This window comes from Pseudomonas nunensis, from assembly GCF_024296925.1.
Classification (GTDB): Bacteria; Pseudomonadota; Gammaproteobacteria; order Pseudomonadales; family Pseudomonadaceae; genus Aquipseudomonas; species Aquipseudomonas nunensis.
In genome coordinates, this window is the sequence record NZ_CP101125.1 from 2,444,753 (window position 1) to 2,456,511 (window position 11,759).

The 11,759-nt window shown below is 60.3% G+C and carries 10 protein-coding genes; 1 reads left to right on the forward strand and 9 read right to left on the reverse strand.

The genetic code is table 11. The annotated features are described in order from the left end of the window. Window positions 1-40 precede the first annotated feature (40 nt). Genes NK667_RS10505 through arnB form a run of 9 tightly spaced genes read right to left on the reverse strand, consistent with a single transcriptional unit; the run spans window position 41 to window position 10,439 of the window. On the reverse strand, window positions 41-1,657 hold the full coding sequence (locus NK667_RS10505; RefSeq protein ID WP_054614636.1) for an ArnT family glycosyltransferase: 1,617 nt from the start codon (window positions 1,655-1,657) through the stop codon (window positions 41-43). Next, complete coding sequence (locus tag NK667_RS10510; RefSeq protein ID WP_054614637.1) at window positions 1,630-3,009, reverse strand: UDP-glucose dehydrogenase family protein; 1,380 nt, start codon at window positions 3,007-3,009, stop codon at window positions 1,630-1,632. Before NK667_RS10510 ends, NK667_RS10505 begins: the two co-directional genes overlap by 28 nt. After that, window positions 3,006-3,419 carry a 4-amino-4-deoxy-L-arabinose-phosphoundecaprenol flippase subunit ArnF gene (arnF, locus tag NK667_RS10515; RefSeq protein WP_054614638.1) on the reverse strand — a complete coding sequence of 138 codons (414 nt, stop codon included), beginning with the start codon at window positions 3,417-3,419 and terminating at the stop codon, window positions 3,006-3,008. Before arnF ends, NK667_RS10510 begins: the two co-directional genes overlap by 4 nt. Next, complete coding sequence (arnE, locus tag NK667_RS10520) at window positions 3,416-3,760, reverse strand: 4-amino-4-deoxy-L-arabinose-phosphoundecaprenol flippase subunit ArnE (protein WP_054045862.1); 345 nt, start codon at window positions 3,758-3,760, stop codon at window positions 3,416-3,418. The genes arnF and arnE overlap by 4 nt, the downstream gene beginning before the upstream one ends. Then, window positions 3,757-5,406, reverse strand: coding sequence for a lipid IV(A) 4-amino-4-deoxy-L-arabinosyltransferase (gene arnT, locus NK667_RS10525; protein WP_054614639.1), 1,650 nt, complete (start codon window positions 5,404-5,406; stop codon window positions 3,757-3,759). Before arnT ends, arnE begins: the two co-directional genes overlap by 4 nt. Next, window positions 5,403-6,287, reverse strand: coding sequence for a 4-deoxy-4-formamido-L-arabinose-phosphoundecaprenol deformylase (gene arnD, locus NK667_RS10530; RefSeq protein WP_054045866.1), 885 nt, complete (start codon window positions 6,285-6,287; stop codon window positions 5,403-5,405). The genes arnT and arnD overlap by 4 nt, the downstream gene beginning before the upstream one ends. Continuing rightward, window positions 6,287-8,278 carry a bifunctional UDP-4-amino-4-deoxy-L-arabinose formyltransferase/UDP-glucuronic acid oxidase ArnA gene (gene arnA, locus NK667_RS10535; protein WP_054045869.1) on the reverse strand — a complete coding sequence of 664 codons (1,992 nt, stop codon included), beginning with the start codon at window positions 8,276-8,278 and terminating at the stop codon, window positions 6,287-6,289. The genes arnD and arnA overlap by 1 nt, the downstream gene beginning before the upstream one ends. After that, on the reverse strand, window positions 8,275-9,294 hold the full coding sequence (arnC, locus tag NK667_RS10540) for an undecaprenyl-phosphate 4-deoxy-4-formamido-L-arabinose transferase (protein ID WP_054614640.1): 1,020 nt from the start codon (window positions 9,292-9,294) through the stop codon (window positions 8,275-8,277). The genes arnA and arnC overlap by 4 nt, the downstream gene beginning before the upstream one ends. Further along, window positions 9,291-10,439 carry a UDP-4-amino-4-deoxy-L-arabinose aminotransferase gene (gene arnB / locus NK667_RS10545; RefSeq protein ID WP_054614641.1) on the reverse strand — a complete coding sequence of 383 codons (1,149 nt, stop codon included), beginning with the start codon at window positions 10,437-10,439 and terminating at the stop codon, window positions 9,291-9,293. The genes arnC and arnB overlap by 4 nt, the downstream gene beginning before the upstream one ends. A gap of 375 nt (window positions 10,440-10,814) precedes the next feature. On the opposite strand from arnB, the gene NK667_RS10550 reads away from it, so the two are divergent. Continuing rightward, window positions 10,815-11,753: a site-specific integrase gene (locus tag NK667_RS10550; protein WP_054614642.1), complete on the forward strand. Its 939-nt coding sequence runs from the start codon at window positions 10,815-10,817 to the stop codon at window positions 11,751-11,753. Window positions 11,754-11,759 lie beyond the last annotated feature (6 nt).

The following is an 11,759-nucleotide window of genomic DNA, read 5'->3' on the forward strand; positions in this document are numbered from 1 at the left end:
AAAGATCGCAGGCTTCGGCAGCTCCTATAGGTGACCGGTGTTATGGCTTGAGGTGCAGTAAGACGTAATCGTTTTTATCGAAACGCCCGATCAACGCGGGTTCCAGCGAACCCAGTGAAGTGCCTTTCAGGACTTTGTAGTCACTCTGATCCAGCATCACCCAAACCGGCGCCTTGATGGTTTCCAGTTCCTGGACCGATTCCGTGAACACCGGTTGCAGATCCTGCTCGATATTGACCATGAACTTGATTGCCTTGGCGTCCTTGCCCATGCCGAACAGCACCAGCGGCGCCGGGTCTTGTTGAAGCTTGGCGAAGGCTACGCGACTGAAACTGCGCGTGTCGTAGAGCTGTCGTTCCACCGGTTCGAACACCAGGATGTACACCGACCACAACCCCAGCACTGCACCGAACGCCAACATTTGCGCCCGCCAGGCCGGCCGGAAAAGCGCAGCCAAAGCGATCACTTGCAACACGCCGAGCACGATCAATATCGGTGTCAGTGAGCTCAGCATGTCGGGAAAGCGCCGCTGGCCAACCAGCAAGCCGACAATCAATAACCCCGGGATTACCAGCCACAACCCTTGCATCAAACCACGCAACAGGCCAAACAACCGACCGTGGATCACCTGGAACGGATAAGCCGCGATGATCGCCGCCATGGGCAACATCGGCAGCAGGTAGCGGGCCTTTTTTGCCTGGGGAATCGACAGCCCGAGCATCACGATCAACCCGGCCGCCGCGCAGTACTGCACCAGCCGCAACGACGGCCCGGCTTCACGCGGGTTGGTCAGAAAGATCGCTGCCAGCGCCAACAATCCCAACGGATACGCCAGCGCATAGTTGCCCATGGAACTGGTGAAGTAATACAGCGAACCACTGACACCTTCACTGCCGTCCATGCGTCCCATGAACTGCATGCGAATCACGTCTTGCATAAAGGCTGGGCCACCACTGGCCTTGGCCAGTAGCAACAGCACACCGATGCACAGCACCAGCAACCCGGCGGCGACCAGCCCGAACGCCAACAGCCGGTGCCACTGGCGATTGAGCAGGAAATAACTGCACAGCATGCCGGTCGGCACCACCAGCCCAATTGGCCCACGGATCCCGAAACCCAGCAGCAAAAGGGCAAAGATCAGCAGCCAGCGGCGTGGCGCACCAAAGTGGTCGGCGGCGTAACCCAGGTAGAACACCGCAAACGCCACCGCTGCGAGCATCAAATCCAAAGACACGGCGCGGGTTTCGGTGATGAAGGTGTTGGTCAGCAACAGGAGGGCGATGCTCAACAACGCCCAGCGCGTGGAGTAGGGCGCCAGCAGCCGATACATCAACGTGACGATCACCGCGCCGGCCAGCGCACTCGGCAACCAGGCACTGAAAGCGTTCACCTGCCCGAATGGCAGCGACAGCAACCAGACAAACAGCGTGCTCAGTGCCGAATAGTCGGCATAAGGCTGGCCATAGGTGGTCGGGAACACCGTCGGCCCATGGCGCAGCATTTCCTGGGCAAACAACACGAACCGCGAATCGAAACCGATCGCGGCCTGCTGATAAACCCCGGCCATGAACAACAGCAGCGCCAACAGCCCCACACCGAAGGACTGTCGACGGACAGTGTCATTCACGCTCAGGCTACCGACGAGATGGCAGACCATTGCTGATACGGAATCGGCAGGTTGCGCGAATCGCCACGCCCCATCGGGAAGTACAGGAACCCGGCGCGTGACAGACGCTCGGCGTCATACAAGTTGCGCCCGTCGAAGATCACCGGCGCGGCCAGGCGCTGGCGGATCAGGTCGAAATCCGGGGCCTTGAACTGCTGCCATTCGGTGCAGATGATCAGCGCATCGGCGCCGGCCAGTACCGATTCCGGGGTGCCCATCAGCATCAGCTTCGACTCGTCCGGGTACAAATGCTGGGTTTCCTGCATTGCTTCCGGGTCGAACGCCCGCACGTTGGCACCGGCCGCCCATAACGATTCCAGCAACACCCGGCTCGGTGCATCGCGCATGTCATCGGTATTCGGCTTGAACGCCAGGCCCCACACGGCAAAGGTCTTGCCCGCGAGGTCGCCCTTGTAGAACGCTTTCACGCGCTCGAACAGCTTGTGCTTCTGCCGCTGGTTGATGGCTTCCACCGCTTGCAGCAGATCGCTGGAGCAGTGCGCCTCTTCGGCGCTGTGGATCAACGCGCGCATGTCCTTGGGAAAGCACGAACCGCCATAACCGCAGCCCGGGTAGATAAAGTGGTAGCCAATGCGCGAGTCCGCGCCGATGCCCAGGCGCACAGACTCGATATCAGCCCCTAAATGCTCGGCCAGCTCGGCAATCTGGTTGATGAAGCTGATCTTGGTCGCCAGCATGCAGTTGGCGGCGTACTTGGTCAGCTCGGCGCTGCGCAGGTCCATGAACATGATGCGGTCGTGGTTGCGGTTGAACGGCGCATAGAGATCGCGCATGACCTCGCGCACTTCGTCCCGCTCGCAGCCGATGATGATGCGGTCCGGGCGCCGACAGTCAGCCACCGCCGAACCTTCCTTGAGAAATTCGGGGTTGGAGACGATATCGAACTGCAACAGCCGATTGGCTTCCTGAAGCCTGCGCTCGATGTGAGCACGCAACGTGTCGCCTGTACCAACCGGCACCGTGGATTTCTCCACCAGAATCACCGGTTGCTCACGATGACGGGCCACCGCATCACCGACCGACAGCACGTATTTCAGGTCGGCCGAGCCGTCCTCGCTCGACGGCGTGCCCACGGCGATGAACAACACTTCGCCATGCTGCACGGCCAACTTCTCGTCGGTGGTGAACTGCAGGCGCTTGGCCTCAAGGCTTTCCCTGACCAGACTGGCCAGCCCCGGTTCGAAGATGCTGACATGGCCCTGCTGGAGCAATTCGACCTTTTTGGCATCGATGTCCATGCAGATCACATCGTGGCCGACTTCAGCCAGAACGGCAGCCTGTACCAGGCCAACGTAACCACTACCAAATACACTGATTTTCATGGGTCATTCCTGAGAACGGAGACGCGAGCAGGTCGAGAGTTGATGGTGATGACACCCAGGATGACCAGGGCCACCCCGAGGCTTTTTGCGAGACTGAAATGTTCGTTGAACGCCGGCAGGCTGGCGGCCAGCAGGTACACCAGCGCGTAGCTGATGCTCAGCAGCGAATAGGCGCGACCCAGCGGCACGTCGCGCAGGGCGAGTAGCCAACTGAGCATCGACAGGGCGTAGGCGAAGATTGCCGCCAGCACCACGCCGACGGCGGTCAGATCGACGCTGCCATCGCGCAACGCCGTCAGCCACTGATCGGGTTGCGGCAGCCGGCTCATGCTCCAGCGCATGCCCAGTTGCGCGGCGCTGGCCAGGGTTACGCTGCCCAGGGCAAAGGTGATTCCACGGCGCAGGCTCATGCGTGTTGCCCCAGTAAAACTACGCCGCCGATCACCAGCGCGACACCGAGCCAATGACGCCGGTCGACGGGTTCGTGAAAGATGAAGCGCGCGACCAAAGTGATCATCACGAAATTGAGGCTCAGCATCGGGTAGGCGATACCGACTTCCAGGCGCTGCAACACCAGCAACCAGACCAAAAGCCCCAGGCCGAGAGAGAACAGCGCAAGCCACAGCCATGGCGAGCGCAGTTTCTCGCCCCAGCCTGTGTCCTTGCCGCGCCAGCTCTCCACGGCGTATTTCTGGGCAATCTGGCCCAGGCATGTCAGCAGGCACGCGGTCAGCAACAAAAGCAGGCTCATGCCGCGTCCTTGGGGATGATCAGAATCACCAGGTTGCCTTGCTCATAACGCTTGCCCTCTTTAGGCAGCAGATCCACTTCCTGCAGTTCGTCGTCACCCTTGACCCGCATGACCACGCCCACGGAACCCTGCTTGCGAGCATCGCGCATCCACTGTTGCACTTTGTCGAGGGTGATCCGCCGATTGCGCGATTCGGGGAAATTAAGGCCGTATTTCAGCTCGCCGACGGTGTTGAACAACCCCACTTGCGGACGTTTCAGGCGCCAGGCCAAGGCCGATGCGGCGCCGAGGTCGTTGCTCATCAATTGGCTGGTCTGGCTGAGCTCCTCGACGTGTTCGAGGATGAATTGGTCAGGTGTCTTGTTCGCCACCACCGAGTTGGGCAGCCCGGACGGAATCAGGCCGATGAACAGCAAGCTGCCGAACGCCGGTGCCGCCCAGCATTGCAGGGGTCGAAAGGCTTGCAGCAGGTTGGCCATGATCCAGCCGATCAGCGCGATAAACACCAGCACCAGATTGTGCAGTTCGAGTTCGTAGAGCGGCTTTTTTAGTTGCAGGTAAACCAGTGCCAACAGCACCGTGAGGCCCAGCACCAGATTCAGCAGGCCGTTCAGCCCCAGCGCCCGGCCTTGCTCAAGGCGCAAACGGTCGGCCACTGCATTGCCCAGCAACAGGGCCAGGGGCAGCAGGCACGGCAGGATGTAGGTCGGTAATTTACCGTTGCTGAAGCTGAAGAAAATCAGTGGCATCAGTAGCCACAACAGCAGGAAAGCCACGCTGGTCTGGCGGCGAGACTGCCAGGCTTGTTTAAACGCGGTTGGCAGCAACACCGCCCACGGCAAACTGAACGCCACCAGCAGCGGCAGATAAAACCACCACGGCGCGTCATGCTGGGCATCGTCGCCGGCAAACCGCCGAATATGTTCGTGCCAGAAGAAGAACCGCCAGTAATCGGGCTCCTGGGCATGCACGGCCAAGGCCCACGGCAGGCTGACCGCGACGGCCACGACGATCGCTAGCGGGCCATAGACCAGCAGTTCACGCCAGCGCTTCTGCCAGATCATCCATGGCAGCGCGACCAGCACTGGCAACACCCAGGCCAGAAAGCCCTTGGTCATGAAGCCCATGCCGCAGGCCAATCCCAACGCGGCCCAGCTCAATAGCCGCTGGCCACGAGTGACGCTGTCGAGCGCAAACCACAGCGCCACCAGACTCAAATTGACCCAGAGCGTGAATTGCGGATCGAGGTTGGCATAACCCGCCTGGCCGGCGACCACGGTGAAACTCATGTACAGCAATGCGCAGGCAAAACTTTTGCGCGGGTCGTTCCACAGGCGCCGGGCGATCAGGTAGCAGAGCAACACGCTCAGCCCGGTGCTCAGGGCCGAGGCGAACCGCACGCCGAACAGGTTCTCGCCAAACACTGCCTGCCCGAGGGCAATCATCCAGTAGCCGGCCACCGGTTTTTCGAAGTAGCGCACGCCCATGAAATGCGGCGACACCCAGTTGCCGCTCAGGAGCATGTCCTGGCTGATCTGGGCGTAGCGGGTTTCATCCGGAATCCACAGGCCATGGGTGCCCAATGGCAGCAAGTAGGCCAGCAACATGACGACCAGCAACACAGGCAGGGCCCAGCGTTTACTCATGCGCCTTGCACTCCCAGCCAGCCTTCGCGGCCATCGAGGGCGCCGCGTACCACACGCCCGGCCGGCAGGCTGGCGAATGACTCGGGCAACAAGTCGCCCAAGGGTTTGAAACAGATGTCACGCTGGCGCGCATCGGCCAGCAACTGACGAAATTCGTTAGCCATCAGAATCCCTTCTACTTCGGCGTGGATTGTGTAGACGTTGAGTTTTTCAGGGGTGAAACGGTCGAGAATGAAAGCGTTGAAATCCTTGGCAGCCACCGTCGGCCCGACCACCTCGTCGAAGGTCGGCAAGTCCACCGGGATTTGCGGAGCGCCCAACAGGCCATTGGCCAAGGTCGGCTGGAACAGACTCTGGCCCCGACAATCGCTGTTGTAGCGAAAGCCGAACGCCTGCTTGGCTTCGATCACGCGCTCGTCGGCCCGCCAACCGGCGGAGGCCGAGCAGTCGACTTTTTCCCCGAGAATGTCGCTGAGGCTGTCGACGCCCCGGCGAATCTGCTCGATCAGTTGCGCATCGCTCCAGCGCCCGGTATTGGCTTGCCAGCCGTGGTGGTCCCAGGCGTGCAGGCCAACTTCATGACCGGCTGCCTTGGCCTGACGCATCAGGTGCCCGAGATCGCGACCGATGGGTTTGCCCGGCCAGGCAGTCCCGGCCAGCAAAATGTCCCAGCCATACAGGCCGGCGGCGTTGGAACGCAGCATTTTCCAGAGGAATTGCGGGCGGATGAGGCGCCACAAGTGGCGCCCCATATTGTCCGGCCCGACGCTGAAGAAAAACGTCGCTTTGACCTGGGCCTCATCGAGGATTTCCAGCAACCGGGGCACACCGTCACGGGTGCCTCGGTAGGTGTCGACATCGATCCTTAGGCCTGCCTGCATTAGCGCTTGTCCGCGATTTCGAGCATGGCTTCACGCAGGAAGAAGTCCAGCGTGTTGCCGATGGTCTCGCTCATCTCGACGGTCGGCGTCCAGTCCAGCAGGCGCTTGGCGTTGTCGATGCTCGGTTTACGGTGCGACACGTCCTGGTAACCGGTGCCGTAGAACGCCTTGCTTTCCACGTCGCGGAAACCGGCGAACGGCGGGAAGTTGCTGCGCAGCGGATGCGCTTCGAACTGACGCAGCAGCTCTTCGCCCAACTGGCGGATGCTGGCTTCGTTATCCGGGTTACCGATGTTGATGATCTGGCCGTTGCACACGTCATTGTCGTTATCGATGATCCGCGCCAGTGCTTCGACGCCGTCAGCGATGTCAGTAAAGCAGCGTTTTTGCTCACCGCCATCGAACAGACGAATCGGCGTGCCTTCCACCAAGTTGAGGATCAGTTGGGTGATCGCCCGGGAGCTGCCGATACGTGCCGAGTCCAGGCGATCAAGACGTGGGCCCATCCAGTTGAAAGGACGGAACAGGGTGAAGTTCAGGCCTTTCTGGCCGTAAGCCCAGATCACGCGGTCGAGCAGTTGCTTGGAGACCGAGTAGATCCAGCGTTGCTTGTTGATCGGGCCGAGCACCAGGTTCGAGGTGTCCTCGTCAAAACGCGCGTCCTGGCACATGCCATAGACTTCGGAGGTCGACGGGAAGATCACGCGTTTGTTGTACTTGACGCAGTAGCGCACCAGTTTCAGGTTTTCTTCGAAATCCAGTTCGAACACGCGCAGCGGGTTGCGGGTGTATTCGATTGGCGTAGCGATGGCCACCAGCGGCAGGACCACGTCGCACTTCTTGATGTGGTACTCGATCCACTCGGAGTGAATGCTGATGTCACCTTCGACGAAGTGGAAATTCGGATGGCTGCGTAGGCGCTCGATGGCGTCGGAGCCGATGTCCAGGCCGTAGACTTCATAACGGTCGTCACGCAACAGGCGCTCGGACAAGTGATTGCCGATAAAGCCGTTGACCCCGAGGATCAGCACGCGAGTGCGGCGGGGTTTGCGACCGGATTCAGCACCACGCAACACCGAACCGTCCACCAGACCCAGCTCATTGGCCAGTTGCGGGCCGCTCAGGTACAAACCGTTGTCATTGCGCTGACCGGCAGTGATCACCAGCGAGTCTTCGCCACACGCAATGCGCAACGGATCGACGCTGATCACACGGCCCGGGGCCTGGCCTTCATTGCCTTTGGCCACTTGCGCGCCCCAGACAATCAGCTTGTGTTCGCCGACATCGCAAAACGCGCCCGGATACGGCTGGGTTACGGCGCGTACCAGGTTGAACAGTTCTTCCGCCGGTTTTTTCCAGACCAGTTTGCCGTCGGCCGGGGTACGGCGACCAAACACGGTGGCCTTGGATTCGTCCTGCGGGGTTTCGCTGACTTTGCCTTGCAACAGCGCCGGCAGGGTGTCGCGCAGCAGCGAACTGGCGGCGTCGCGCAGCTTTGCGTGCAGGCTCAGGGCAGTGTCGGAACGCTCGATCCCGACCTTTTGCTGGGCGATGATAGCGCCGGCATCGGCGCGCTTGACCATGCGGTGCAGGGTCACGCCGGTTTCGGTTTCGCCGTTGACCAGCACCCAGTTGGCCGGCGCGCGACCGCGATAGAGCGGCAACAACGAGCCGTGCAGGTTGAACGCACCTTTGCTGGCGGTGGCCAGCAGCGGCTCGCTCAGCAGGTTGCGGTAGTAGAACGAGAAAATGTAGTCCGGGTTGAGTTTGCTGATGCGCTCGATCCACAGCGGATGGTTGGCATCCTCCGGGGCGTGCACCGGAATGCCTTTATTGGCGCACAGTTGTGCGACGGAGCCGTAGAACGCGTTTTCCTTCGGGTCATCGGCGTGGGTGAACACGGCCGCAATCTCAAAACCTGCGCCAAGCAGGGCGTCGATGCCGGCACAGCCGATATCGTGATAGGCGAAGACAACAGCTTTTTTGCTCATGAGAGAACCTGTTCTGAAGAGTTGGAAGTGAGACCGTCGACAGTGACAACGGGAGCAGGGGAGGCGGGTTGGCTACGCAAGACTTTTTCGATAAAGAACCGCGGGCGTGCCCGGACGTCGCTGTACATGCGGCCCAGGTATTCACCCAACAGGCCCATGCCGATGAATTGCCCGCCGGTAAAGACGAACAGCACGGCGAACAACACGAACGTTCCGCCACCGGCCCAGCCGGCACCAAAGGCCAGGCGCAGGACGATCAGCGCAATGGCAAACAGCACACCAAGACCGGCCATACAGAAGCCGACAATGCTGAGCAGGCGTAGCGGGGTGGTGGTCATGCAGGTGATCAGGTCGAACATCAGGTTGACCAGGCGCATCGGGCTGTACTTGGATTCGCCGTGCTCGCGTTCGGCGTGGGTCACGAGGATTTCCGTGGTGTGGCGGGCGAAGCTGTTGGCCAGGATCGGAATGAAGGTGCTGCGTTCGCGGCAGGCGAGCATCGCGTCGACAATGGTGCGTCGGTAGGCGCGGAGCATGCAGCCGTAGTCGCTCATGGCGACGCCGGTGGAGCGCTGCACGGCAAGGTTGATCAGTTTCGACGGCCAGCGGCGCAGGGCCGAGTCCTGACGGTTGTTGCGCACGGTGGCGACCACGTCATAGCCAAGTTCGGACTGGGCCACCAAACGCGGGATTTCTTCCGGCGGGTTCTGCAGGTCGGCGTCGAGGGTGATCACCACGTCGCCCTTGCACTGTTCGAAACCGGCCATGATTGCCGCGTGCTGGCCGTAGTTGCGGTTGAGAATGACAGCGACCACCCGGCTGCCTTCACGATGGGCGGCCTCTTCGAGGATCTGCGCCGACTCATCACGGCTGCCATCGTCCACCAGCACGATTTCGTACTCGTAGTGCAATTGGGCACAGGCTGCTTCGGTGCGCCGCAGCAACTCGGGCAGGCTTTCTTCTTCGTTGTAGACCGGAATAACGATCGACACGCAGTTGATTGGGTAAGGTTTCAAAGGCTTCTGTCCGTAATGTTGGCAATGGCACCGACGACTCGTTCGACGTCGTCGGTGGTCATGTCGGGGAACAACGGGATCGAACACAGCCGCGCCGAGTTCCATTCGGTATTGGGCAGGTAGATGTCCGGGAAACGCTGGCGGTAGTAGGTGTGCAGGTGTGTAGCGATGAAGTGGATGCCGGTGCCGATGTTCTGCTCCTGCAAGGCTTTCATGAACGCTTCGCGGTCGAGGCCGCAGCGATCGGCATCGATGCGCAGGATGAACAGGTGCCAGGCGTGCTGCTGCGCATAGGCCGGGATCGCCAGCGGTTGCACTGGCAGACCTTCGAGCTGTTGCAGGTAGGTCTGGGCCAGTTGCGTGCGCTTGGCGTTGATCTCGTCCAGGCGCTCCAGTTGCACCAGGGCGATGGCGGCGTTGATGTCGGCCAGGTTGTACTTGAAGCCGGGCTCGATGACCTGCGCCTGGGGTTTGCGGCCACCGGTCAGGCGGTCGTAGGCGTCAACGCCCAGACCGTGAAACTTGAGCATGCGCACGCGACTGGCCAGCGCTTCATCGTCGCTGACAAACATCGCGCCTTCGGCGCAGGTCATGTTCTTGATCGCGTGGAACGAGAAAATCGCGGTGCCTTGTGAACCGACGTGGCGGCCCTTGTAAAACGTGCCGGCGGCATGGGCCGCGTCTTCGATCACGGCAATCCCGTGTTTGTCGGCCAGCGCATAGAGCGGATCGAGATCGAACGCTGCACCGGCGTAATGCACCGGGATGATGGCCTTGGTGCGCGGCGTGATGGCGGCTTCGATGCTGTCCAGATCGGTCATCAGCGTGTCGCGATCGACATCGACAAACACCGGCGTTGCCCCCAACAGGCAGATCATGTTGGCGGTGGACACCCAGGTCTGCGACGGGGTGATGACTTCATCCCCGGGACCGATGCCCAAGGCCAGCAAAGTGATGTGCATACCCCCGGTGGCCGAGGACAATGCCACCGCATGCTTGCAACCGACATAGTTGGCGAAGTGCTCTTCCAATGCCTGGTTTTTTGGCCCGGTGGTGATCCAGCCGGAGCGCAATACTTGCTCTACGGCTGCAATTTCTTCATCGCCGATACTGGGGCGCGAGAATGGGAGAAAAGCCTGACTCATGGGGACCTCGGGGCTGGCACAACAATGAAATTTTGGCTGCAAGGATTGGATCCACACTGAAGCGTAGACGCTAAAAAACAAAGTGCATCAATGAGTTGCTACATAAATATTACAAAATGCTTAGGTTGACTTTTAGCGGCGGCCTCGTCAGGTTGTGCTGACTGATTGCTGGCGGCCTGTTTGAATTAGAGTAGGCTCGAAAATGTGAAAGGGACATGAAAAACCGGTCGGCGATTCGTTTATCTGAAGTTCAGACAGCTAGAGTTCAGACTTCGACCGTTTATCGCGTTAATCCCAACGTTTGCTACTCCTTACAGCAAGTAGCCGAACTCTTTAGTTGTTATGTTGAACCGTTTTCATTCAAGGCTTTTTCGTTTGATTGACTTACCCGTTAATGAATCCAGGGCTGCAAAAGCCAATCCGTTGACCCTGTATCTGGCGCGACTGGCGCCGTCCAGCCAACTGACCATGCGTTACGTATTACAGGACGCGGCTGATCGCCTGGGCTTCGAAGACATGAACATCGAGGAGATTCCCTGGTACGAACTCCAGCCCGAAGATGTCGTCGCGTTAGTCGCCGCTTTGCGCACTGACGGGTACGCGCCGAATACCTCTTCGCTGTATGTGAATGCGGTGCGCGGGGTCATGAATGAAGCCTGGCGCATGAGCCTGATCAGCCAGGAACACTTGCTGAAAATGCGCTCGGTCAAAGGCATTGCCGGCACGCGGCTGTCTCAGGGACGCAATCTCAAGCGCACGTTGATTCAGGAGTTGATGGAGGTCTGTGCGGCGGATCCGCGCCCCCAAGGCCTGCGGGACGCGGCGATCATCGCGGTGTTGTACGGTTCGGGCATGCGCAAGTCGGAGTCGGTGAACCTGGACCTGAACCAAGTGGACTTCCACGAGCGTAGCCTGCGGGTCACGGCCAAAGGCAACAAGCAGTTGATCAAGTACGCGCCGGCCTGGGCCTTTGCCAAATTGGACGCGTGGCTGGAACTGCGGCGTTCGCAGTTGGGAGAAGGGCAGGAGGACGATCCGTTCCTGTTCAACCGTATCCGTCGCGGCAGCCACATTACCCGCGAGCGCATCACCAAGCATGCGATCTACTACATCGCCCGGCAGCGCGGCGCGCAGGTCGGGGTGAAGATCATGCCCCACGATTTCCGCCGCTCGTTTATCACTCGCGTGATTGAAGAACATGACCTGTCGATCGCGCAGAAACTGGCGCACCACAGCAACATCCAGACCACGGCCAACTATGACGTGCGCGATGACAATGAACGGCGGCGCGCGGTTGATCGTTTCGATTTGTGAAGGCTG

Bases quoted from the DNA above. Each gene is read 5' to 3' on its own strand.
- NK667_RS10505 (WP_054614636.1), bottom strand. From the start codon at position 1,657: ATGGTCTGCCATCTCGTCGGTAGCCTGAGCGTGAATGACACTGTCCGT.
- NK667_RS10510 (WP_054614637.1), bottom strand. From the start codon at position 3,009: ATGAAAATCAGTGTATTTGGTAGTGGTTACGTTGGCCTGGTACAGGCT.
- arnF (WP_054614638.1), bottom strand. From the start codon at position 3,419: ATGAGCCTGCGCCGTGGAATCACCTTTGCCCTGGGCAGCGTAACCCTG.
- arnE (WP_054045862.1), bottom strand. From the start codon at position 3,760: ATGAGCCTGCTTTTGTTGCTGACCGCGTGCCTGCTGACATGCCTGGGC.
- arnT (WP_054614639.1), bottom strand. From the start codon at position 5,406: ATGAGTAAACGCTGGGCCCTGCCTGTGTTGCTGGTCGTCATGTTGCTG.
- arnD (WP_054045866.1), bottom strand. From the start codon at position 6,287: ATGCAGGCAGGCCTAAGGATCGATGTCGACACCTACCGAGGCACCCGT.
- arnA (WP_054045869.1), bottom strand. From the start codon at position 8,278: ATGAGCAAAAAAGCTGTTGTCTTCGCCTATCACGATATCGGCTGTGCC.
- arnB (WP_054614641.1), bottom strand. From the start codon at position 10,439: ATGAGTCAGGCTTTTCTCCCATTCTCGCGCCCCAGTATCGGCGATGAA.